The organism is Streptococcus sp. CF7_Ac1-8 (assembly GCF_024295435.1).
Lineage (GTDB): Bacteria > Bacillota > Bacilli > Lactobacillales > Streptococcaceae > Streptococcus > Streptococcus mitis_AP.
On record NZ_JANCPI010000018.1, the window covers coordinates 1 to 24,026 of the forward strand.

Sequence of the window (24,026 nt, forward strand, 5' to 3'; positions counted from 1 at the left end):
AATGCTGTAACTGGAGAAGTAACTTACTTAGATAACGATGGAAATGCAACAACTAAAGAAGCAGCTCCATGGACTCCAGTAAACAACGATACAACATTTGATAAAGTAACTTCACCATCAGTTCCTGATTACACACCAACTAAAGCTGAAGTTCCAGCTAAAGAAAATGTAACAGCAACAGATGAAGATATCGTTGAAACAGTAGTGTACAACCCTACAAAAGTAACGGTTACACCAAACGATCCAAATGTTGATCCAGAAAAACCATTGAATCCAAACGATCCAAATGGTCTAAAATATAAAGATCTAAAACTTACTGAAGAAGTTAAACGTACAATTACGTATACTTACGCAGATGATGTAGCAGATACAACTAAACGTGGAACTGATGCAGCACCTAAACATGAAACAACTGTATCGTTCACTCGTACAGCAACTGTTAACCAAGCAACAGGTGAAGTAACTTACGGTGACTGGACTGCTGTAAACAACGACACTACATTAGAAGGTAAAACAGAACTTCCAGTAATTACAGGATATGTAGCTACAGGAGATGTAGAATCATCTAAGAAAGATGTAGCAAACGTAACAGCAACTGATAAAGATATCGTTGAAAAAGTTGTGTATAAAGACTTAGGTAAATATGTACCAGTAGTACCAGAAGGAACAACTCCTCCAACTATTACTGATCCTAAGTATCCAAACAACCCAACGGATCCTACAAAACCAGGTGAACCAACAACAACGATCCCTAACGTTCCAGGTTTAACACCATTAGATCCATCTACTGGTAAACCATTAGAACCAAAAGATCCAAATGATTTAACAAAAGGTTACAAACCACCAGTACCACAAGATCCAAGTAAAGACACAAATATTGTTTATGTTAAAGATGGATCACAAGTAACGGTAGTTCACTTCGTAGATGAAGACGGTAATGCAGTTCATACTTCATTCGTAGAAGCAGGAGATGCAGGAGCTAAATTCACTAAAGCAGGTGAAGTAACGAAAGTTGTTGAAGAACTTAAAGCAGCTGGTTACACAGTAGTACCAAATAAAGCAGGTCAAGCTGAATATCCAGGTGAAGCAGGAGTATTCGATAGCGTGGATGATAAAGGTAAAGACGGAGTGTCTCAAGTTTACTACGTAACGGTAGCTAAGACAGTTCCAGTAACACCAACAAATCCAGAAAATCCTAACGAAGATCCTAAGAATCCTAAACCAGGAGATCCAATTGATCCAAACAAACCAGATGGACCAAAATGGACTGAAGATGCTCTTAATAAACTAAACAACATCAAGTCAGTAACTCGTACAATTACTTACGTTAAAGATGGTACTGATGAAGAAGTATCTACTACAGAAGCTCCAAAAGTAACTAATAAAGTAAGCTTCACACGTACAGCAATTGTAAATCCAAAAGACGGTTCAGTAGTAGGATACGATACAAACGGTGACGGTAAAGTAGATCTTCCAGCAACAGACACTACAAATGGATGGACAGCTGCAGGAACAGCTAAATTTGCTGAAGTTAAATCACCAGTTGTTAAAGGATATGTTGTAAAACCTAACCAGGATACACAAGGTGACTTAGTAGAAGCTGATGGATCTAAAGTTAAAGCATCTGCGACAGACTTAACAGTAGATTCAGCTAACCAAGATCTGAAAGTTAGATACGTACCAGTAGGATCATGGACTCCGAAAGTACCAGATGGTGATACACCAATTGATCCAATTCCATATCCAAACGATCCAAAAGATCCAGGTAAAGTTGTAGATCCAAATGATCCAACAACTCCAAACGATCCAAACAAACCAAGTGTTCCAGTGATTCCACATATCCCAGGAACAACTCCAAAAGATCCAAATGGAAACCCACTGAAACCAGTAGATCCGAAAGATCCATCTAAAGGATATGTACCACCAACACCTAAGACACCAACAGAAAATACTGTAATTGAGTATGTAAAAGATGATCAAAAAGCAGTAACTAAATTCGTAGATCCAAGTGGAAACCCAATTCCAGGTGTGAATAACATCGAAGAAAAAGGTAAGTCAGGTGAGCCATTAACGAAAGCAACAGAAGTAACTAATGAAATTGCTAAGTTAATCGCTAAAGGATATGAGTTAGTAAGCAACAACTACGGTAAAGATAACAACGGAAACTTCGATAAAGATTCTGGAAAAGATCAAGAATACACTGTAGTGTTAACACCTCACGTTGAGCCAATTAAACCATTTGACCCAACTAACCCGAACGATCCTAACAAACCAAAACCTGGTACACCAATCGATCCAAATAATCCTGATGGACCAAAATGGACTGAAGAGTTAATCAAGTCACTAGAAACGACTAAACACGTTACTCGTACAATTTCATACGTGGATAAAGATGGAAACAAAGTTGAGTACACAGACAAAGATGGAAACAAATCTACAGCTGATGTAACTGACAAAGTAACCTTCACTCGTGAAGCTAAGATTAACGTTGTAACAGGTAATATCGAATATGGTAAATGGACTCCAGTAAACAACGATACTACATTTGATAAAGTAACATCACCAGTAGTTCCAGGATACGTTTTGAAAGATCCAGCTCAAAAAGAAGTAGCTGAGACTACAGGATTAACTGAGAACTCTAAAGATGAAACAATCAAAGTTGTATACGTACCAGTTGGAAAACTTGTACCGAAAGTACCAGATGGTGTAACTCCACCAACTCCAACTCCTTACGATAACGATCCACAAGATCCAGGTAAAGTTGTACCACCAAGTCCAACTAAACCACAAGATCCACAAGATCCAAATAGTCCGAAAGTACCAGTGATTCCTCATATCCCAGGAACAACACCAAAAGTTCCACAAGACCCAACGAAACCAGTGGATCCAAACACTAACCCACTTGTACCGTTGAAACCAGTGGATCCAAAAGATCCATCTAAAGGATATGAAGTACCACCAGTACCAACAAATCCAGGTACGGATACACCAATCGTTTACGAAAATGATAAACAAAAAGCTATCACGAACTTCGTAGATAACAATGGTAAAGTAGTATCTGATCCAGTAGTAGATCAAGGTGATTCAGGTTCTAAATTCACTAAGTCTGGAGAAGTTGAAAGCAAGATCCAAGAGCTTGTTAAGAAAGGTTACATTGTAACAAGCAATGATTACCCTTCAGCAGATACAGATAGAGTATTCGACAATGATAAAGATAAAGATCAAATCTTCAACGTTAAAGTTACTCCACTGATCGTGCCAACAGATCCAAACAGCCCTGATAAACCACAGGTACCAACAGATCCAACGAAACCAGTAGGTCCAAACAACCCACTGAAACCAGTAACACCATCAAATCCAGAACCAGGTAAACCAGTGTTCCCTGAAGATCCAAACAGTCCAGTATGGCCTGAAACAGTGAAAGACTTAGTAACAGAATCTTCTGCAACTCGTACAATCACTTATGTAGATCGCAATGGAAAAGAAGTAGCAGCTACTCACACTGAAACAATCAAGTTCAAACGTACTGCGAAAGTGAACCTAGTAACTGGAGATATCACATATGGTGAATGGACAGTAGTAGGTGATGATACTATCTTAGATGGTAACAAGTTACCGAAAGTGGATGGATACATCGCTCGTGGCGGAGATATCGAATCGTCTCAAAAAGATATCGAAGCAAAACCAGGTGTAAACATCACTGAAAAAGTCGTTTACGACAAACTTGGATCATGGATTCCAAAATTACCGGAGGGACAAGATCAAGTTCCACCAACTCCATATCCAAACGATCCTACAGATCCAACTAAACCAGGAACAGATAAACCAAAAGTACCTTACGTACCAGGATTTATCCCTGTAGATCCAAATGGAAATCCATTGAAACCAGTTGATCCAAACGATCCAACGAAAGGATATGAAGTACCGGATGTACCTGCAGATCCAACTCAAGATACGCCAATCAAGTACATCCCTGTTCCTACACCAAATAATGGTGGTGGCAACAATGGAGGCGGAGGTGGTAATACACCAACTCCACAACCTCAACCCAATCCAACTCCTCAACCAGAACCTAGTCCTGCACCAAATCCTGTTCCAGTGACACCTGAGACTCCTGAACAACCAGTAGTTCCAGTGGCACCTGAACAACCAGCAGAGCCTGCTACACCACAGTATATGGATGGTCAACGTGAACTTCCAAATACAGGTACAGAAGCACACTCTAGTCTTGCAGCACTTGGACTTCTAGGAGCTTTGAGTGGATTCGGATTGATTGCTCGTAAGAAAAGAAAAGACGAAGAATAATTCAGACTTTCTTTCAAACAGTGATTGATTCAGCCTAAGAAAGAACTTGAGATTTAATATCTCAGGTTCTTTTCTTTTTTGAAAATGGTATAATATAGTGAGAACGATAGAGGAGAAGTGTAAATTGATCGCACAACTAGATACAAAAACAGTCTATAGTTTTATGGAGAGTGTCATTTCAATCGACAAGTATGTGAGAGTAGCAAAAGACTATGGATACACTCATCTGGCTATGATGGATATTGACAATCTTTATGGGGCTTTCGACTTTCTAGAGGTTACAAAAAAATATGGCATTCATCCTTTGTTAGGGCTTGAAATGAATATGCTTGTAGATGACAAGGATGTAAATCTGCGCTTTTTAGCTTTATCTAGTGTGGGCTATCAGCAGTTGATGAAACTTTCAACAGCAAAGATGCAGGGGGAGAAAAGTTGGTCAGTTCTATCTCAGTATCTAGAGGATATTGCGGTAATTGTGCCTTATTTTGAAGAACTTGAGTTGTTAAATCTAGGCTGTGATTACTATATAGGGGTTTACCCAGAAACACTGGCCAGAGAATTTCACCATCCTATTTTGCCATTGTATCGGGTCAATGCATTTGAAAGTAAGGATAGAGAAGTTCTTCAAGTACTAACAGCGATTAAAGAAAATCAACCGCTCAGAGAAGTTCCTTTGCGTTCGAGACAAGATGTTTTTATATCAGCAAGTTCTTTAGAGAAACTATTCCAAGAACGTTTTCCTCAAGCCTTGGACAATTTAGAAAAGCTTATTTCAGGTATTTCTTATGACTTGGATACTAGTCTGAAACTGCCTCGCTTTAATCCTGCTAGACCAGCAGTAGAAGAGTTGAGAGAACGTGCTGAATTGGGACTTACTCAGAAGGGGTTGACTAGTGAAGAATATCAAGACCGTCTAGACCAAGAATTGGCTGTTATTCATGATATGGGCTTTGACGATTATTTCTTGGTTGTCTGGGATTTGTTGCGTTTTGGACGTTCGAATGGTTATTATATGGGAATGGGACGGGGTTCTGCAGTTGGTAGCTTGGTTTCCTATGCTTTGGATATCACAGGGATTGACCCAGTAGAGAAGAATCTCATTTTTGAACGTTTTCTCAATCGTGAACGCTATACCATGCCAGATATTGATATTGATATCCCAGATATTTATCGTCCAGATTTTATCAGATATGTTGGTAATAAATATGGCAGTAAACATGCGGCTCAAATCGTTACTTTTTCTACCTTTGGGGCTAAGCAAGCTCTTCGAGATGTCTTGAAACGTTTTGGTGTGCCAGAGTATGAATTATCTGCAATTACCAAGAAAATCAGTTTTCGTGATAATCTCAAGTCAGCTTACGAAGGCAATCTACAGTTTCGTCAGCAAATCAATAGTAAGTTAGAATATCAAAAAGCCTTTGAAATTGCTTGCAAGATTGAGGGCTATCCAAGACAAACCTCTGTCCATGCGGCTGGTGTTGTGATTAGTGACCAAGATTTGACAGACTATATCCCACTAAAGCATGGTGATGAAATTCCACTGACTCAGTATGATGCTCATGGAGTTGAAGCAAGTGGACTTTTGAAAATGGACTTTCTGGGACTGCGAAATTTGACCTTTGTCCAGAAGATGCAAGAGTTGCTTGCTGAATCAGAAGGTATTCACTTGAAAATTGAAGAAATCGATTTAGAAGACAACGACACCCTAGCTTTGTTTGCGTCTGGTAATACAAAAGGTATCTTTCAATTTGAGCAACCTGGTGCTATTCGCCTGCTCAAACGTGTGCAACCAGTCTGTTTTGAAGATGTTGTAGCAACTACTTCCCTAAATCGACCAGGTGCTAGTGATTATATCAATAATTTTGTAGCTAGAAAACATGGGCAGGAAGAAGTGACTGTTCTAGATTCAGCTCTGGAGGATATTTTGGCTCCAACTTATGGCATTATGCTCTATCAGGAGCAGGTTATGCAGGTTGCTCAGCGATTTGCTGGATTTAGTCTTGGTAAGGCCGATATTTTGCGTCGAGCTATGGGGAAAAAGGATGCCTCTGCCATGCATGAGATGAGGGCTTCCTTTATTCAAGGCTCCATAGAAGCTGGTCATACTGCGGAAAAAGCAGAGCAGGTCTTTGATGTCATGGAGAAGTTTGCAGGTTATGGATTTAATAGATCTCATGCCTATGCATACTCAGCCTTGGCCTTCCAGTTGGCTTATTTCAAAACGCATTATCCAGCCATTTTTTATCAGGTTATGTTGAATTCTGCCAACAGTGATTACTTAATAGATGCACTTGAAGCAGGCTTTGAAGTGGCGCCTCTGTCTATCAACACCATTCCCTATCACGATAAAATTGCCAACAAGTCCATCTATCTAGGATTGAAATCGATTAAGGGAGTCAGCAAGGATTTGGCTCTATTGATTCTTGAAAATAGACCCTATTCCAACATTGAAGATTTTATAGCTAAATTACCTGAGAATTATCTGAAACTTCCTCTGCTAGAACCTTTGGTAAAAGTTGGTCTTTTCGATTCATTTGAAAAAAATCGTCAAAAAGTATTCAATAATTTAGTTAATCTATTTGAATTTGTAAAAGAGTTAGGAAGTTTGTTTGGAGATACTATTTATAGTTGGCAGGAATCGGAAGATTGGACGGAACAAGAAAAATTCTATATGGAACAAGAGCTTTTAGGGATAGGTGTCAGCAAACATCCCCTACAAACTATCGCAAATAAAGCTATTTACCAGATTACACCAATTGGGAATTTGTCAGAAAATAGTTACGCTATTATTTTGGTTGAAGTTCAGAAAATAAAAGTAATTCGTACCAAAAAGGGCGAAAACATGGCTTTCTTACAGGTAGATGATAGTAAGAAAAAATTGGATGTCACTCTCTTTTCAGACTTATATCGACAGGTTGGGCAGGAAATAAAAGAGGGAGCCTTCTACTATATAAAAGGAAAAATCCAGTCACGTGATGGCCGTCTGCAAATGATTGCACAAGAAATAAGAGAAGCAGTTGCTGAACGCTTTTGGATACAGGTAAAAAATCATGAATCGGATCAAGAAATTTCACGTATTTTAGACCAGTATAAAGGTCCAATACCAGTCATCATCAGGTATGAAGAGGAACAGAAAACCATCGTTTCTCCCCATCATTTTGTAGCTAAATTCAATGAATTAGAGGAGAAATTGAATGAAATCGTTATGAAAACGATTTATCGCTAAAAATACGGAAAATAGAAGAATTTTAAAATCAAATGTGGTATAATCAAGAAGAATGTTAAAAGAAAAAGGAGCATAAACCAATATGAAACGTATTGCTGTTTTAACTAGTGGTGGAGACGCCCCTGGTATGAACGCTGCTATCCGTGCAGTTGTTCGTCAAGCAATTTCAGAAGGAATGGAAGTGTTTGGTATCTATGACGGATATGCTGGTATGGTTGCCGGTGAAATTCATCCCTTAAATGCGGCTTCAGTAGGAAACATCATTTCTCGTGGTGGTACTTTCCTTCACTCAGCTCGTTACCCAGAGTTCGCTCAACTTGAAGGGCAACTTAAAGGGATTGAGCAATTGAAAAAACACGGCATTGAAGGTGTAGTTGTTATCGGTGGTGACGGATCTTACCACGGTGCTATGCGTTTGACTGAGCATGGTTTCCCAGCTATCGGTCTTCCAGGTACAATTGATAACGATATCGTTGGTACTGACTTCACAATCGGTTTTGACACAGCGGTTACGACTGCTATGGACGCTATCGATAAGATTCGTGATACATCATTAAGTCACCGTCGTACTTTTGTCATCGAAGTTATGGGGCGTAACGCTGGTGATATCGCTCTTTGGGCGGGTATCGCAACTGGTGCTGATGAAATTATCATCCCTGAAGAAGACTTCAAAATTGAAGATATCGTAGCAAGTATCAAAGCTGGCTATGAATGTGGTAAAAGACACAATATCATCGTTTTGGCAGAGGGTGTTATGTCAGCAGATGAATTTGCTCAAAAACTAAAAGAAGCTGGAGATACGACCGATCTTCGTGTGACAGAACTTGGACATATTCAACGTGGTGGTTCTCCAACTGCGCGTGACCGTGTATTGGCGTCACGTATGGGTGCCCATGCTGTTAAACTTCTTAAAAAAGGTATCGGTGGTGTTGCGGTAGGTATTCGTAACGAAAAAATGGTTGAAAATCCAATTCTTGGTACTGCAGAAGAAGGAGCATTGTTTAGTTTGGCAGCAGACGGTAAGATTATTGTAAATAATCCACACAAAGCTGATCTTGACCTGTCACAATTGAACAATTGCTTGTCATAATTTATAATTTAGTTAATAAGACCAAAAAGGTCATATATATAAAGGAGTCACAAAAATCATGAATAAACGTGTAAAAATCGTTGCAACTTTGGGACCTGCGGTAGAAATCCGTGGTGGTAAAAAATTTGGTGAGGACGGATACTGGGGTGAAAAACTTGATGTTGAAGCTTCAGCTAAAAACATTGCCAAATTGATTGAAGCTGGTGCTAACACATTCCGTTTCAACTTCTCACACGGTGACCACCAAGAACAAGGTGAGCGTATGGCAACTGTTAAACTTGCAGAAAAACTTGCAGGTAAAAAAGTTGGTTTCCTTCTTGATACTAAAGGACCAGAAATCCGTACAGAATTGTTCGAAGGTGAAGCTAAAGAGTATTCATACAAAACTGGTGAGAAAATCCGTGTTGCGACTAAACAAGGAATCAAATCAACTCGTGATGTGATTGCATTGAACGTTGCTGGTGCTCTTGATATCTATGATGATGTTGAAGTTGGTCGTCAAGTTTTGGTTGACGATGGTAAACTTGGTCTTCGTGTGGTTGCTAAAGATGATGCAACTCGTGAATTTGAAGTTGAAGTTGAAAACGATGGCGTAATTGCTAAACAAAAAGGTGTTAACATCCCTAACACTAAAATTCCTTTCCCAGCTCTTGCTGATCGTGATAACGATGATATCCGTTTCGGTCTTGAACAAGGTATCAACTTCATCGCGATTTCATTCGTACGTACTGCAAAAGACGTGAACGAAGTTCGTGCAATCTGTGAAGAAACTGGAAATGGACACGTTCAATTGTTCGCTAAAATCGAAAATCAACAAGGTATCGACAACTTGGATGAAATCATCGAAGCTGCTGACGGTATCATGATCGCTCGTGGTGACATGGGTATCGAAGTACCATTCGAAATGGTTCCAGTTTACCAAAAAATGATCATCAAGAAAGTTAATGCTGCAGGTAAAGTTGTTATCACTGCAACAAACATGCTTGAAACAATGACTGAAAAACCACGTGCAACTCGTTCAGAAGTATCAGACGTATTCAACGCTGTTATCGATGGAACTGATGCTACAATGCTTTCAGGTGAGTCTGCAAACGGTAAATACCCACTTGAGTCAGTAGCTACAATGGCTACAATCGATAAGAACGCTCAAACTCTTCTTAACGAATACGGACGTTTGAACTCAGATTCATTTGAACGTAACTCTAAGACAGAAGTAATGGCTTCAGCTGTTAAAGATGCTACTAACTCAATGGATATCAAATTGGTTGTAACTCTTACTAAGACTGGACACACTGCACGTTTGATTTCTAAATACCGTCCAAATGCTGACATCTTGGCATTGACATTCGACGAATTGACAGAACGTGGATTGATGTTGAACTGGGGTGTTATCCCAATGTTGACAGATGCTCCATCATCAACTGACGATATGTTCGAAATCGCTGAACGTAAAGCAGTTGAAGCAGGACTTGTACAATCTGGTGACGATATCGTTATCGTAGCTGGTGTACCAGTTGGAGAAGCTGTTCGTACAAACACAATGCGTATCCGTACAGTACGTTAATCTAACATTAAAAAGCCTATCATATCAAGCTTTCTAGCCTGTATGATGGGCTCTTTTTTTGTGCCAGAGGGCAAAAAAAGGGGCAAAACTTTTTACTTTCGATTTAATGAGATAGTATAAAGTGCTGATTGCTTCATACTTTTAATAATGTGAGTGTTGATTTGATGTGGTGTCTTAATGTCTTTATTCAATACTCGTGTCATGATAGTTTTATTGAGATCTTATTTCCTTCATGCAACTTTCATAAAAGGTTTAGTTTAGAAACAAATAAAAAAAAACTCCCTGATGACTCAAGGAGTTTTTTCTATCTAAATTAGTTTTTAGAAGCAGCTTGGAATTCTGGGTTTTTCCATGCTTCGTCAATGATAGCTTGCAATTCATTTGCAGATGCTTGCATTTTTTGAGTTTCTGCGTCGTTCAATGGGATGTTTACTGGACGAACAATACCGTGTGCACCAACAACAGCTGGTTGACCGATAAAGACGTTTTTAACTCCGTATTGACCTTCTTGGAATACTGAAAGTGGAAGTACTGCGTTTTCATCGTCAAGGATTGCTTTAGTAATACGAGCAAGTGCTACTGCGATACCGTAGTATGTTGCACCTTTTTTGTTGATGATTGTGTAAGCTGCGTCACGAACACCTTCGAACAATTCAATCAATTCAGCTTCTTGAACATTTTGAGTGTCTTTAAGGAATTCTTCAAGGTTTACACCAGCGATGTTAGCGTGTGACCAAACAGCGAACTCAGAGTCACCGTGTTCACCCATGATGTAGGCGTGGACTGAACGAGCATCAACATCCAATTTTTCAGCAAGTGCTTGACGGAAACGAGCTGAGTCAAGTGAAGTACCTGAACCGATAACGCGTTCTTTAGGGAATCCAGAGAATTTCCAAGTTGAGTAAGTCAAGACGTCAACTGGGTTAGCAGCAACAAGGAAGATACCTTTGAAACCTGATTCAACAACTTGAGTTACGATTGATTTGTTGATAGCAAGGTTTTTACCTACAAGGTCAAGACGAGTTTCACCTGGTTTTTGAGGCGCACCTGCAGTGATTACAACAAGGTCTGCGTCTGCACAGTCAGAGTATTGAGCTGCATAGATTTTTTTAGGTGAAGTGAAGGCAAGGGCGTGACTAAGGTCAAGCGCGTCACCAACAGCTTTTTCATGCAATTGTGGAATTTCGATAATTCCAAGCTCTTGTGCAATTCCTTGGTTAACAAGTGCAAAAGCGTAAGAAGAACCTACAGCACCATCACCGACAAGGATAACTTTTTTGTGTTGTTTAGTTGAAGTCATTATTCTAAACATCTCCTTAATTTTATTCAGGGATTTCCCCAGTTATTTCAATTTTATCACTTTTAAAAAGCTTTGTCACGGATATGCCTTGCAGTTCTTGATGTAAACGTTTTAGCGATTTTAGATATCTGAAATATGGCGGACATTATGGTATAATATAATTAATTACTAATAGTGAAATGAGGCATTTATTAATGCAGGATAGAAATTTAGTGAATGTCAATCTGACAAAGGAGATGAAGACGAGCTTTATCGACTACGCCATGAGTGTTATCGTAGCGCGGGCTCTTCCTGATGTTCGAGATGGCTTAAAACCCGTTCACCGTCGGATTCTCTACGGAATGAATGAATTGGGTGTTACTCCAGACAAACCTCATAAAAAATCTGCTCGTATTACAGGGGATGTCATGGGTAAATACCACCCACACGGGGATTCCTCTATCTATGAAGCCATGGTCCGTATGGCTCAATGGTGGAGCTACCGTTACATGCTTGTCGATGGGCATGGAAACTTTGGTTCTATGGATGGAGACGGTGCTGCTGCCCAGCGTTATACTGAGGCCCGTATGAGCAAGATTGCTCTAGAAATGCTTCGTGATATCAATAAGAATACAGTTGATTTTGTTGATAATTACGATGCCAATGAACGTGAACCCTTGGTATTGCCAGCGCGCTTTCCAAATCTTTTAGTTAATGGAGCGACTGGTATTGCGGTTGGGATGGCAACCAATATTCCACCTCATAACTTGGGTGAAACCATTGATGCAGTGAAGTTGGTCATGGACAATCCTGAAGTGACTACTAAGGACTTGATGGAAGTTTTGCCTGGGCCAGATTTTCCAACTGGTGCCCTTGTTATGGGGAAATCAGGTATTCATAAGGCTTATGAAACAGGTAAAGGTTCTATTGTCCTTCGTTCACGTACTGAAATTGAAGAAACTAAGACTGGCCGTGAGCGTATTGTTGTTACAGAATTTCCTTATATGGTCAATAAAACAAAGGTGCATGAGCATATTGTTCGTTTGGTTCAGGAAAAACGCATTGAGGGTATTACAGCAGTTCGTGATGAGTCAAACCGCGAAGGGGTTCGTTTCGTAATCGAGGTCAAACGTGATGCATCCGCAAATGTTATTCTCAATAACCTCTTCAAGATGACCCAGATGCAAACCAACTTTGGTTTCAATATGCTTGCTATCCAAAATGGTGTACCCAAGATTTTGTCCCTTCGTCAGATTTTGGATGCTTATATTGAGCACCAAAAAGAAGTGGTTGTTCGTCGGACTCGTTTTGATAAGGAAAAAGCAGAAGCGCGTGCTCATATCTTAGAAGGTCTCTTAATTGCGCTAGACCATATCGATGAAGTGATTCGTATCATCCGTGCTAGTGAAACGGATGCGGAAGCACAAGCTGAGTTGATGAGCAAGTTTAAGCTTTCTGAACGTCAAAGTCAAGCTATTCTTGATATGCGTCTTCGTCGTTTGACAGGTTTGGAACGCGATAAGATTCAGTCTGAGTATGATGATCTCTTGGCTTTGATTGCAGATTTGGCGGATATTCTTGCTAAGCCTGAACGTGTTTCTCAAATCATTAAAGATGAATTAGACGAAGTCAAGCGTAAGTTTGGAGACCAACGTCGTACTGAATTGATGGTCGGTGAAGTTTTGAGTCTTGAAGACGAGGATTTGATTGAAGAATCGGATGTCTTGATTACACTGTCTAACAAAGGCTACATCAAACGTCTGGATCAAGCCGAGTTTACTGCTCAAAAACGTGGTGGTCGTGGTGTTCAAGGAACCGGTGTAAAGGATGACGACTTTGTTCGTGAGTTAGTGTCGACTAGCACTCATGATCACCTGCTCTTCTTTACAAATAAAGGGCGTGTCTATCGCCTGAAAGGTTATGAAATTCCTGAATATGGCCGTACTGCCAAGGGATTGCCGATTGTCAATCTTTTGAAATTGGATGAAGGCGAAAGTATTCAGACTATCATCAATGTTGAGTCTGAACGTAGTGATGAAGCTTACCTCTTCTTCACAACCCGTCATGGTATTGTGAAGAGAACCAGCGTTAAGGAATTTGCTAACATTCGTCAGAATGGACTTAAAGCACTGAACCTCAAAGATGAAGATGAATTGATTAATGTACTGTTGACAGAAGAAGATACGGATATTATCATTGGTACTAAGTTTGGCTACGCAGTGCGCTTTAATCAATCAGCCGTTCGTGGAATGAGTCGTATCGCTACGGGTGTGAAAGGTGTCAATCTTCGTGAAGGAGATACAGTAGTTGGTGCCAGTGTGATTACAGACCAGGATGAGGTTCTGATCATCACTGAAAAAGGATATGGTAAGCGCACCGTTGCGACTGAATATCCAACAAAAGGTCGTGGTGGTAAAGGGATGCAAACTGCTAAAATTACTGAAAAGAATGGTTCCCTTGCTGGTCTTATGACAGTTAAAGGCGATGAAGATTTGATGATTATCACTGATACAGGTGTCATGATTCGAACCAACGTTGCCAATATTTCACAAACAGGTCGCTCAACTATGGGAGTTAAAGTGATGCGCCTGGACCAAGATGCTAAAATTGTAACCTTTACTACGGTTACAGCGGCAGAAAAAGAAGAAGTTGGGGCAGAAAACGAAACAGAAGGTGAAGCATAATGTCTCATAAAAAGAACAAAAAGAAAACAAATCGTAAAAATTTACTAATCAATATCCTGGCAGGATTTTTAATTCTCTTGTCACTTGCTTTGATTTTCAATTCAAAAATTCGTGATATGTTCATGGTTTGGAATACTAATAAATACCAAGTCAGCCAGGTATCAAAAGAAAAATTGGAAGAAAATCAAGATACAGAAGGAAATTTTGACTTTGATTCAGTAAAAGCTATCTCGTCAGAAGCTGTCTTATCCTCACAATGGGATTCGCAAAAATTGCCTGTTATCGGTGGAATTGCTGTTCCTGAGGTAGAAATTAACTTGCCTATTTTTAAGGGGCTCGATAATGTCAATCTCTTCTATGGAGCTGGTACAATGAAGCGTGACCAAGTGATGGGGAAAGGAAACTATTCACTTGCGAGCCATCACATCTTCACGGCGGAAAATGCCAGTCAAATGCTTTTTTCTCCACTGTCACGTGCTAAAAATGGGATGAAAATTTATCTAACTGATAAGGATAAAGTTTATACCTATGAAATCCGTGAAGTGAAGCATGTGACTCCAGATCGCGTCGATGAGATTGATGACCGTAGTGGTGTTGATGAAATCACGCTTGTAACCTGTGTAGACTATGATGCGACAGAGCGTATTATCGTAAAAGGTGATTTGAAAGATACAAAAGACTATTCACAAACCCCTGAAGAAATTCTAACAGCTTTCAATCAACCATATAAACAACGCTATTAAAGATAAAATCAGTAAAATCTTAGGTTTTACTGATTTTTTATAGATTGCGTTTCAAAATAAACTGTTATGAAATACAGAAAACGTTTCCTTAATTCTAAAGTTTGTGATATAATTATCAGGTAAAAAAATTTTAGGAGTTTATTATGGTTTCTTCAGAATTTATCTCAAAGATTGAATTTGCTTGCAAGAAGAAGGAAAGTCTTTATAGTCAAAGCAAATTTAAGTATGCGATTCGTTCTATGTTCGCAGGTGCATTTTTAACCTTCAGTACGGCTGCTGGTGCAGTTGGGGCTGACTTGATTAATAAAATTGCACCAGGTAGTGGACGCTTCCTCTTCCCCTTTGTCTTTGCTTGGGGATTGGCCTACATTGTTTTCTTGAATGCCGAGTTGGTAACATCAAATATGATGTTCTTGACTGCTGGTAGTTTCTTGAAAAAAATCTCTTGGAGAAAGACAGCTGAGATTTTACTTTACTGTACCTTGTTCAACCTTATCGGGGCTTTGATAGCAGGTTGGGGCTTTGCTCATTCAGCAGCCTATGCACATCTGACTCATGATAGTTTCATCTCTGGGGTTGTAGAGATGAAGTTAGGCCGTTCCAATGAGCTAGTCTTACTTGAAGGTATTTTAGCCAATATTTTCGTAAATATTGCGATTCTTTCATTTGTTTTAGTCAAAGATGGTGGTGCCAAACTTTGGCTAGTTTTATCAGCAATTTACATGTTTGTATTCTTAACAAACGAGCACATCGCTGCGAACTTTGCTTCTTTCGCGATTGTGAAATTCAGTGTTGCTGCGGATTCAATTGCTAACTTTGGTGTTGGAAATATGCTTCGTCACTGGGGTGTAACCTTCATTGGGAACTTCATTGGTGGTGGTCTCTTGATGGGTCTTCCATACGCCTTCCTCAATAAAAACGAAGATACTTATGTAGATTAAAAAAATGAGCACGATTGAGTCGTGCTTTTTTCATTTTTAAAATAAGGTAATAGTTAGTTCTTATATCAAAATATAGAAAACTGATATTGGTAAACTATAATTTAAGGTGCTACAATATACTTAATCAACTATTTGGAGGTCGTTTTATGACTCGTGATTTTAAATTTGAAACTTTGCAACTACATGCTGGTCAAGTCGTGGATCCAGCTACCAAGTCTCGGGCAGTACCGATTTATCAGACAACATCCTTTGTTTTTGATGATACGCAGGAAGGTGCGGATCTCTTTGCCTTGAGAAAACCAGGGAACATCTATACCCGTATTACCAATCCTACAACAGCGGCCTTTGAAGAAAGAATCGCTGCTCTTGAAGGTGGTGTTGGAGCTCTTGCAACAGCATCAGGTATGGCTGCGGTGACTTATACGATTTTGGCTCTTGCCCATGCTGGTGACCATGTAGTGGCAGCATCAACTATTTACGGTGGAACCTTCAATCTCTTGAAAGAAACCCTTCCTCGTTATGGGATCACAACAACCTTTGTCGATGTGGATAACTTGGAGGAAGTAGAAGCAGCTATCAATGACAATACCAAGCTTGTCTTGATTGAAACCTTGGGCAACCCCTTGATTAACATTCCAGATTTGGAAAAATTGGCAGAGATTGCTCATAAGCATCAGATTCCACTTGTTTCTGACAATACCTTTGCTACACCTTATTTGATTAACGTTTTTTCTCACGGTGTAGATATTGCTATTCACTCTGCGACTAAATTTATCGGGGGTCATGGTACGACTATTGGTGGAGTGATTGTCGATAGCGGGCGTTTTGACTGGGCGGCTTCAGGAAAATTCCCTCAATTTGTTGAGGAAGACCCAAGCTACCACAATTTGAGCTATACTCGTGATGTGGGGGCAGCAGCCTTTATTATCGCTGTCCGTGTTCAATTGCTTCGTGATACAGGGGCGGCCTTGTCACCATTTAATGCCTTCTTGTTGCTACAAGGACTTGAAACCCTTTCACTTCGTGTGGAACGCCATGTGCAAAATGCTGAGAAAATTGTTGATTTTCTTGTCAACCATCCTAAGGTAGAAAAGGTCAATTATCCAAAACTAGCAGATAGTCCTTATCATGCTTTGGCTGAGAAATATTTACCAAAAGGTGTGGGTTCAATCTTTACCTTCCATGTCAAAGGTGGAGAGGCAGAAGCACGTAAGGTCATTGATCATTTAGAAATCTTTTCTGATCTTGCAAACGTGGCAGATGCCAAATCGCTTGTTGTCCATCCAGCAACAACCACTCACGGTCAATTGTCAGAAAAAGACCTAGAAGCAGCTGGCGTCACACCAAACCAAATCCGCTTGTCTATCGGACTTGAAAATGTAGAGGATTTGATTGAAGATTTGCGCTTGGCCTTGGAAAAAATTTAAAGAAAAAGAAGATAAACAGTGGGTTTCGACTCACTGTTTTTGATTTTCCTTCAGGCATGATATAATGGTTACAGAAGTCTAGAAAGAGGAACGATATGAACGAAATCAAATGTCCCAACTGTGGGGAAGTCTTTACAGTAAATGAAAGTCAGTATGCCGAACTTTTGTCCCAAGTGAGAACAGCAGAGTTTGATAAGGAATTACACGACCGCATGAAGCAGGAACTGGCCTTGGCTGAGCAAAAGGCTATGAATGAGCAACAGTCTAAACTAGCTCAAAAAGACCAAGAAATCGCGCAATTGCAGAGTCAAATCCAAAACTTTGATACAGAGAAAGAGTTGGCTAAGAAAGAGGTTGAACAGACAAGCCATCAGGCTCTCTTGGCTAAGGACAAGGAAGTGCAGGCCTTGGAAAACCAATTGGCTACCTTGCGTTTAGAGCATGAAAATCAACTGCAAAAGACCCTTTCTGACCTTGAAAAAGAACGGGATCAGGTTAAAAATCAGCTTCTCTTGCAAGAAAAGGAAAGTGAGTTATCTTTGGCTTCTGTTAAGCAAAACTATGAAGCCCAACTTAAAGCAACCAGTGAACAAGTCGAATTTTACAAGAATTTCAAAGCCCAACAATCTACAAAAGCCATCGGGGAAAGTCTGGAACACTATGCAGAGAGTGAGTTTAACAAGGTCCGTAGTTTTGCCTTTCCAAATGCTTACTTTGAAAAGGATAACAAGGTTTCAGCGCGTGGGTCTAAGGGTGACTTTATCTTCCGGGAGTGTGATGAAAATGGGGTCGAAATTATTTCCATCATGTTTGAGATGAAAAATGAAGCTGACAGAACAGAGAAGAAGCACAAGAATGCGGATTTTTACAAGGAATTAGACAAGGACCGTCGTGAAAAAAATTGCGAATATGCTGTTTTGGTGACCATGCTAGAGGCAGATAACGACTACTTCAACACGGGTATTGTGGATGTCAGTCATGAATATGAAAAGATGTATGTGGTTCGTCCTCAATTCTTTATCCAGTTGATTGGTCTCTTACGAAATGCGGCGCTTAATTCCCTAAAATATAAGCAGGAGTTGGCCTTGGTTCGCGAACAAAATATCGACATTACGCATTTTGAGGAAGACTTGGATGCCTTTAAACAGGCCTTTGCTAAGAACTATAACTCAGCTTCGACTAACTTTGGCAAAGCTATCGATGAAATTGACAAGGCTATCAAACGGATGGAAGAGGTCAAGAAGTTCCTAACAACATCCGAAAACCAACTCCGCCTAGCTAATAATAAATTGGAAGATGTCTCCGTCAAAAAATTGACCCGAAAAAATCCAACCATGAAAGCAAAGTTCGAAGCGCTGAAGGGGGAGTAGAAAGCAAAAATGAACGGTATTATCAACTTAAAAAAAGAAGCGGGGATGACCTCGCATGATGCGGTTTTTAAACTGCGTAAGATTTTGGGAACCAAGAAGATTGGTCATGGTGGGACCCTGGATCCGGATGTGGTGGGTGTTTTGCCGATTGCGGTTGGCAAGGCGACCCGCATGGTCGAGTTTATGCAGGATGAGGGCAAGGTCTACGAGGGAGAAATCACTCTCGGCTATTCCACGACGACTGAGGATGCAAGTGGGGAAGTAGTTGCAGAAACCCCTGTTTTGTCTCCCCTGGATGAAAAGCTTGTTGATGAAGCAATCGCTAGTTTGACTGGGCCTATTACTCAGATTCCACCTATGTATTCGGCTGTCAAGGTCAATGGTCGTAAGCTTTATGAGTATGCGCGTGCTGGTCAGGAAGTGGAGCGTCCAGAACGTCAGGTGACCATTTATCAATTTGAACGGACAAGTCCGATTTTTTATGAGAGCGAACTTGCACGTTTTACTTTCCGTGTGAAATGTAGCAAGGGAACCTATATTCGTACCTTATCGGTTGACTTGGGAGAAAAACTTGGCTATGCTGCCCATATGTCTCAGTTAACTCGTACTAGTGCAGCTGGTTTGCAACTGGAAGATGCTCTTACCTTGGAAGAAATTGCTGAAAGAGTTGAGGTTGGTCAACTGGACTTTCTCCATCCTCTAGAGATTGGGACAGGCGACCTTGTCAAAGTTTTCCTAAGTCCAGAAGAGGCTACAGAAGTGCGTTTTGGTCGTTTTATCGAACTCGAACAAACAGAACAAGAATTAGCTGCTTTTGAAGATGATAAATTGCTAGCCATTCTAGAAAAACGGGACAATCTCTACAAGCCAAGGAAGGTTTTTAGCTAATCTAACTGGGGTGTAGGGAGTGTTGTTTCCCCTAGACTATCCAAATCAGACTATAAATTTTGCAAAAAATGTGATAGAATAGACGACGGATAAAAAAACGGAGGATAGCATGCAAAATAGACCAATCATTATCGGAGTGACAGGTGGTTCTGGTGGAGGTAAGACCAGTGTTTCAAGAGCCATTTTATCGCATTTTCCTGATGAAAAGATTTCCATGATTGAGCATGATTCATACTACAAGGATCAGTCTCACTTGACCTTTGAAGAGCGTGTCAAAACCAACTACGACCATCCTTTTGCCTTTGATACAGACTTGATGATCGAGCAGATTAAGGAATTGTTGGCAGGGCGTCCGGTGGACATTCCGACTTATGACTATACAGAGCATACACGAAGCAGCAAGACTTATCGCCAAGAACCTCAAGATGTCTTTATTGTTGAGGGGATTCTTGTTTTAGAGGACAAGCGTCTGCGTGATTTGATGGATATCAAGATTTTTGTGGATACGGATGACGATGTGCGCATTATTCGTCGTATCAAGCGCGATATGGAAGAGCGTGGCCGTAGCCTTGATAGCGTCATTGACCAGTACTTAGGTGTGGTCAAACCTATGTACCACCAGTTTATCGAGCCAACCAAGCGTTATGCTGATATCGTCATTCCTGAGGGAGTCAGCAATACAGTGGCTATCGACCTGTTGACAACCAAGATTGCAAAGATTTTGGAAGAAGCTCGAAACAGCAAATAATCAGACGTGGAGGCCTGGCCTCCTTTTTTATTTTTCCCTCATAATGGTACATAAATGAAGATTTTTAGGCATATTTTTGGTATAATAATACCCATGAAAGAGCAAGAAAATGAATAGTAGGTGGAGATGGAAAAGTATTTATCGGTAACAACTTTGACCAAGTATCTGAAAATGAAATTCGATAAAGACCCTTACTTGGAACGGGTCTATTTAACTGGTCAAGTTTCCAATTTTCGTAAACGACCTACTCACCAATATTTCTCCCTAAAGGATGACCATGCAGTTATTCAAGCGACCATCTGGTCTGGAATTTATCAGAAATTAGGTTTCGACCTGGAAGAAGGGATGAAAATCAATGTGATTGGGCGTGTGCAGGTCTATGAACCAAGTGGTAGCTACTCCATCATCATTGAAAAGGCAGAGCCTGATGGAGTTGGTGCGCTTGCGATTCAGTTTGAACAACTCAAGAAAAAACTAACAGAAGAAGGCCTGTTTCAAGAACGCTTCAAGCAACCTCTGCCCCAATTTTCTAAGAGAATTGGTGTGGTAACCAGTCGTAGTGGAGCCGTTATTCGAGATATTATCACGACCGTCAGCAGGCGATTCCCAGGTGTGGACATTCTTCTCTATCCGACCAAGGTTCAAGGTGAAGGGGCTGCGGAGGAAATTGCTCGAAATATTTCGCGTGCTAATGAACGTGACGATTTGGACTTGCTCATTATTGGTCGTGGTGGTGGTTCCATCGAGGATCTCTGGGCCTTTAACGAAGAAATTGTGGTGCGGGCTATTTTTGAATCTCGTCTGCCAGTTATTTCTAGTGTGGGGCATGAGACAGATGTGACCTTGGCGGATTTTGTGGCAGATAGAAGGGCTGCGACTCCAACAGCTGCAGCTGAACTGGCAACGCCTGTGACCAAGTTGGATCTATTAGCTCATTTGCAAAATCAGGAAAAACGGATGGCAACAGCAGTCCGAAATGTCCTATCTAAGAAACAAGAAGCTTTGAAAAAATGCAGTCAGTCTGTTATTTTTAGACAACCAGAGCGCTTGTATGATGGTTATTTGCAACGCTTGGATCAACTGCAATTGCGTTTGAAACAAAGTTTGCGAACACGGATTTCTGATAACAAACAGATAGTACAAGCAAGGACGCATCGACTAGTCCAATTATCGCCTGTTACTAAAATCCAACGTTATCAGGATCGGCTTGTACAATTGGATAAGCTCCTACGTAGCCAAATGGCTTTGGTTTATGATGCCAAGGTTGCTGAGGTCAAGAGACTTTCAGAAGCCTTGCTCATGTTGGATACCAGTCGAATCGTGGCGCGTGGCTATGCAATTGTCAAAAAAGAAGAGTCCGTAGTTGATTCGGTTGAAAATTTAAAGAAAACAGACCAAGTAACGCTGTTGATGCGAGATGGTCAAGTAGAATTAGAGGTTAAAGATGTCAAAACAAAAGAAATTTGAGGAAAATTTAGCAGAACTGGAGACCATTGTCCAAAGTTTAGAAAATGGTGAAATTGCTCTGGAAGATGCGATTGCCGCCTTTCAAAAGGGCATGGTCTTGTCAAAAGAGCTCCAAGCGACGCTGGACAAGGCAGAAAAGACCTTGGTCAAGGTTATGCAAGAAGACGGAACAGAAAGTGATTTTGAATGAAAAAACAAGAAAAATTAGCTCTTGTTGAGTCAGCTTTGGAAGACTTTTATGGAGACCAGCAGTTTGCTTCTAGTTTACGAGAAGCTGTTCTCTATTCCATTCATGCTGGTGGCAAGCGTATTCGGCCTTTTCTTTTGTTAGAAGTTCTGGAAACCTTGCAGGTCGCTATTAAACCTGCTCACGCGCAAGTGGCAGCTGCCTTGGAAATGATCCATACAGGGAGCTTGATTCACGATGATCTTCCAGCTATGGATGATGATGATTACCGTCGGGGACGATTGACCAATCATAAGAAATTTGGTGAAGCGATGGCGATTTTGGCTGGAGATGCTTTGTTCCTAGATCCTTATGCCTTGATAGCGCAGGCAGATTTGCCAAGTCAGATTAAGGTAGACTTGATTGCCAACTTATCCCTTGCTTCAGGTAGTCTGGGTATGGTGGCAGGGCAGGTTTTGGACATGGAGGGTGAACACCAGCATTTGTCTTTGGAAGAACTCCAGACTATTCATGCTAATAAGACTGGAAAACTACTAGCTTATCCCTTCCAAGCGGCTGCTATTATAGCCGAATTGGCACCTGAGATGCAGGCAAAGCTGAAAACTGTTGGTGAATTAATTGGACTTGCTTTTCAAGTTCGAGATGACGTACTGGATGTGACAGCTAGTTTTGAGGAAATCGGCAAGACGCCTCAAAAAGATTTACAGGCAGAAAAATCAACCTATCCAGCCTTGTTGGGCTTGGAAGAGGCTATTGCCTTTTGTAACCAAACTCTGGATCAAGCTAATGCCAAATTAGAAGAAATTGCCCAGCAGGTTCCCTTTGAAACAGAATCGATTGTGAAAGTAGTAGAAAGTTTGAGAATCAATGGCTAAGGAAAGAGTGGATGTACTAGCTTATAAACAGGGCTTGTTTGAAACGCGAGAACAAGCCAAGCGCGGTGTGATGGCTGGCCTAGTCGTAGCAGTCCTTAATGGAGAACGGTTTGACAAGCCAGGAGAGAAAATTCCAGATGACACCGAGCTAAAACTTAAGGGGGAGAAACTCAAGTATGTTAGCCGTGGTGGTTTGAAACTGGAGAAGGCCTTGCAGGTCTTTGATTTGTCGGTGGATGGCGAGACTACGATTGATATCGGTGCCTCTACTGGAGGTTTTACCGATGTCATGTTGCAAAATGGTGCTGAGTTGGTCTTTGCAGTCGATGTTGGTACCAATCAGTTAGCTTGGAAACTACGCCAAGACCCACGGGTTGTCAGCATGGAGCAGTTCAATTTCCGCTATGCTGAAAAGACTGATTTCGAGCAGGAACCGAGCTTTGCCAGCATTGACGTGAGTTTCATTTCCCTCAGTTTGATCTTGCCGGCCTTGCACCATGTCTTGGCTGATCAAGGTCAGGTCGTGGCTCTGGTTAAACCCCAGTTTGAAGCAGGACGTGAGCAGATTGGAAAAAATGGAATTATTCGAGATGCCAAGGTTCACCAGAATGTCCTTGAATCTGTCACAGCTATGGCAGTAGAGGAAGGCTTTTCAGTCCTTGGATTGGATTTTTCTCCCATCCAAGGTGGGCATGGAAATATTGAATTTTTAGCATATTTGAAAAAAGAAGAGTCAGCAAGCAATCAGGTTCTTGCTGAAATTGAAGAAGTAGTAGAGAGGGCGCATAGTCAATTTAAAAATGAATAAAAAAGAGAGACTTGAAAAAATTAGACGATTTGTGACAGATTATCAAATCGGTACGCAAGAAGAAATTGTAGAACACTTGAAAGAAGCAGGAATCACTGCTACTCAGGCAACGGTATCACGGGATATCAAAGAACTAGGTATTGTCAAAATTCCTTTGAGAGACAACACCTATGTCTATGAATTGCCAAAATCAATCGTAAAAAGTCTGCAACTGGCTGAAGACAATATCGAATCGGCTGAATTGATGGATAAGATGATTAATCTCCAAGTCATCCCAGGAAATACAGCTTTTGTAAAAGCTCAGTTAATCGAGACTTTTGCGGACAAGATTTTTAGCTGTTTGGCTGATGATAGTTCGATTTTAGTCATTGCCAGAAGTGAAAGTCTAGCTGAGGAAATCTTTGAACAAGTAAAAAATTGGTAG

17 protein-coding genes are annotated in these 24,026 nt (G+C 40.7%); 16 read left to right on the forward strand and 1 reads right to left on the reverse strand.

What is annotated here, in order from left to right; genetic code table 11:
- The 4 genes from NMM26_RS08795 to pyk form a co-directional block, all read left to right on the forward strand.
- Positions 1-4,305, forward strand: a 4,305-nt coding sequence (locus NMM26_RS08795) for an LPXTG cell wall anchor domain-containing protein (protein WP_254754264.1), incomplete at its 5' end; no start/stop codon positions are given.
- Positions 4,306-4,429: 124 nt separating this feature from the next.
- Positions 4,430-7,531 carry a DNA polymerase III subunit alpha gene (locus NMM26_RS08800; protein WP_254754265.1) on the forward strand — a complete coding sequence of 1,034 codons (3,102 nt, stop codon included), beginning with the start codon at positions 4,430-4,432 and terminating at the stop codon, positions 7,529-7,531.
- 82 nt (positions 7,532-7,613) lie between these two features.
- On the forward strand, positions 7,614-8,621 hold the full coding sequence (pfkA, locus tag NMM26_RS08805; protein WP_000820871.1) for a 6-phosphofructokinase: 1,008 nt from the start codon (positions 7,614-7,616) through the stop codon (positions 8,619-8,621).
- A 58-nt stretch (positions 8,622-8,679) separates the two neighbouring features.
- A complete protein-coding gene (gene pyk / locus NMM26_RS08810; RefSeq protein WP_254754266.1) occupies positions 8,680-10,185 on the forward strand; it encodes a pyruvate kinase in 1,506 nt (501 codons plus the stop codon).
- A 313-nt stretch (positions 10,186-10,498) separates the two neighbouring features.
- On the opposite strand, the gene NMM26_RS08815 is transcribed toward pyk, so the two are convergent.
- Positions 10,499-11,485 (reverse strand): L-lactate dehydrogenase, encoded by a 987-nt coding sequence (locus tag NMM26_RS08815; RefSeq protein ID WP_000204729.1) that lies wholly within the window; start codon positions 11,483-11,485, stop codon positions 10,499-10,501.
- Between the two features lie 194 nt (positions 11,486-11,679).
- On the opposite strand from NMM26_RS08815, the gene gyrA reads away from it, so the two are divergent.
- From gyrA to NMM26_RS08875, 12 genes are all read left to right on the forward strand, one after another.
- The gene (gene gyrA / locus NMM26_RS08820) at positions 11,680-14,148 is read left to right on the forward strand and encodes a DNA gyrase subunit A (protein WP_254754267.1); all 2,469 of its coding nucleotides are present in this window, start codon (positions 11,680-11,682) and stop codon (positions 14,146-14,148) included.
- Complete coding sequence (locus NMM26_RS08825) at positions 14,148-14,891, forward strand: class A sortase (RefSeq protein WP_000018500.1); 744 nt, start codon at positions 14,148-14,150, stop codon at positions 14,889-14,891. The genes gyrA and NMM26_RS08825 overlap by 1 nt, the downstream gene beginning before the upstream one ends.
- Positions 14,892-15,034: 143 nt before the next feature.
- Positions 15,035-15,832 carry a formate/nitrite transporter family protein gene (locus NMM26_RS08830; RefSeq protein ID WP_000254778.1) on the forward strand — a complete coding sequence of 266 codons (798 nt, stop codon included), beginning with the start codon at positions 15,035-15,037 and terminating at the stop codon, positions 15,830-15,832.
- A gap of 146 nt (positions 15,833-15,978) precedes the next feature.
- Positions 15,979-17,259 (forward strand): O-acetylhomoserine aminocarboxypropyltransferase/cysteine synthase family protein, encoded by a 1,281-nt coding sequence (locus NMM26_RS08835; protein ID WP_000196318.1) that lies wholly within the window; start codon positions 15,979-15,981, stop codon positions 17,257-17,259.
- A 95-nt stretch (positions 17,260-17,354) separates the two neighbouring features.
- Entirely contained in the window at positions 17,355-18,629 is a 1,275-nt protein-coding gene (locus NMM26_RS08840; protein ID WP_254754268.1) for a DUF2130 domain-containing protein, read from the forward strand.
- A gap of 9 nt (positions 18,630-18,638) precedes the next feature.
- Positions 18,639-19,517: a tRNA pseudouridine(55) synthase TruB gene (truB, locus tag NMM26_RS08845; protein ID WP_254754269.1), complete on the forward strand. Its 879-nt coding sequence runs from the start codon at positions 18,639-18,641 to the stop codon at positions 19,515-19,517.
- Between the two features lie 109 nt (positions 19,518-19,626).
- On the forward strand, positions 19,627-20,265 hold the full coding sequence (gene udk / locus NMM26_RS08850) for a uridine kinase (protein WP_001181376.1): 639 nt from the start codon (positions 19,627-19,629) through the stop codon (positions 20,263-20,265).
- Positions 20,266-20,391: 126 nt separating this feature from the next.
- Entirely contained in the window at positions 20,392-21,732 is a 1,341-nt protein-coding gene (gene xseA, locus NMM26_RS08855) for an exodeoxyribonuclease VII large subunit (RefSeq protein ID WP_125454940.1), read from the forward strand.
- The gene (locus NMM26_RS08860; protein ID WP_000043226.1) at positions 21,710-21,922 is read left to right on the forward strand and encodes an exodeoxyribonuclease VII small subunit; all 213 of its coding nucleotides are present in this window, start codon (positions 21,710-21,712) and stop codon (positions 21,920-21,922) included. Before xseA ends, NMM26_RS08860 begins: the two co-directional genes overlap by 23 nt.
- A complete protein-coding gene (locus tag NMM26_RS08865) occupies positions 21,919-22,794 on the forward strand; it encodes a polyprenyl synthetase family protein (protein ID WP_254754270.1) in 876 nt (291 codons plus the stop codon). The genes NMM26_RS08860 and NMM26_RS08865 overlap by 4 nt, the downstream gene beginning before the upstream one ends.
- Positions 22,787-23,602, forward strand: coding sequence for a TlyA family RNA methyltransferase (locus tag NMM26_RS08870; protein WP_254754271.1), 816 nt, complete (start codon positions 22,787-22,789; stop codon positions 23,600-23,602). Before NMM26_RS08865 ends, NMM26_RS08870 begins: the two co-directional genes overlap by 8 nt.
- Positions 23,595-24,026 (forward strand): arginine repressor, encoded by a 432-nt coding sequence (locus NMM26_RS08875; protein WP_020900686.1) that lies wholly within the window; start codon positions 23,595-23,597, stop codon positions 24,024-24,026. Before NMM26_RS08870 ends, NMM26_RS08875 begins: the two co-directional genes overlap by 8 nt.

Bases quoted from the DNA above. Each gene is read 5' to 3' on its own strand.
- NMM26_RS08825 (WP_000018500.1), top strand. From the start codon at position 14,148: ATGTCTCATAAAAAGAACAAAAAGAAAACAAATCGTAAAAATTTACTA.
- NMM26_RS08865 (WP_254754270.1), top strand. From the start codon at position 21,919: ATGAAAAAACAAGAAAAATTAGCTCTTGTTGAGTCAGCTTTGGAAGAC.
- NMM26_RS08830 (WP_000254778.1), top strand. From the start codon at position 15,035: ATGGTTTCTTCAGAATTTATCTCAAAGATTGAATTTGCTTGCAAGAAG.
- NMM26_RS08815 (WP_000204729.1), bottom strand. From the start codon at position 11,485: ATGACTTCAACTAAACAACACAAAAAAGTTATCCTTGTCGGTGATGGT.
- xseA (WP_125454940.1), top strand. From the start codon at position 20,392: ATGGAAAAGTATTTATCGGTAACAACTTTGACCAAGTATCTGAAAATG.
- NMM26_RS08860 (WP_000043226.1), top strand. From the start codon at position 21,710: ATGTCAAAACAAAAGAAATTTGAGGAAAATTTAGCAGAACTGGAGACC.
- udk (WP_001181376.1), top strand. From the start codon at position 19,627: ATGCAAAATAGACCAATCATTATCGGAGTGACAGGTGGTTCTGGTGGA.
- NMM26_RS08870 (WP_254754271.1), top strand. From the start codon at position 22,787: ATGGCTAAGGAAAGAGTGGATGTACTAGCTTATAAACAGGGCTTGTTT.
- truB (WP_254754269.1), top strand. From the start codon at position 18,639: ATGAACGGTATTATCAACTTAAAAAAAGAAGCGGGGATGACCTCGCAT.
- pfkA (WP_000820871.1), top strand. From the start codon at position 7,614: ATGAAACGTATTGCTGTTTTAACTAGTGGTGGAGACGCCCCTGGTATG.
- gyrA (WP_254754267.1), top strand. From the start codon at position 11,680: ATGCAGGATAGAAATTTAGTGAATGTCAATCTGACAAAGGAGATGAAG.
- NMM26_RS08840 (WP_254754268.1), top strand. From the start codon at position 17,355: ATGAACGAAATCAAATGTCCCAACTGTGGGGAAGTCTTTACAGTAAAT.
- NMM26_RS08835 (WP_000196318.1), top strand. From the start codon at position 15,979: ATGACTCGTGATTTTAAATTTGAAACTTTGCAACTACATGCTGGTCAA.
- NMM26_RS08875 (WP_020900686.1), top strand. From the start codon at position 23,595: ATGAATAAAAAAGAGAGACTTGAAAAAATTAGACGATTTGTGACAGAT.
- pyk (WP_254754266.1), top strand. From the start codon at position 8,680: ATGAATAAACGTGTAAAAATCGTTGCAACTTTGGGACCTGCGGTAGAA.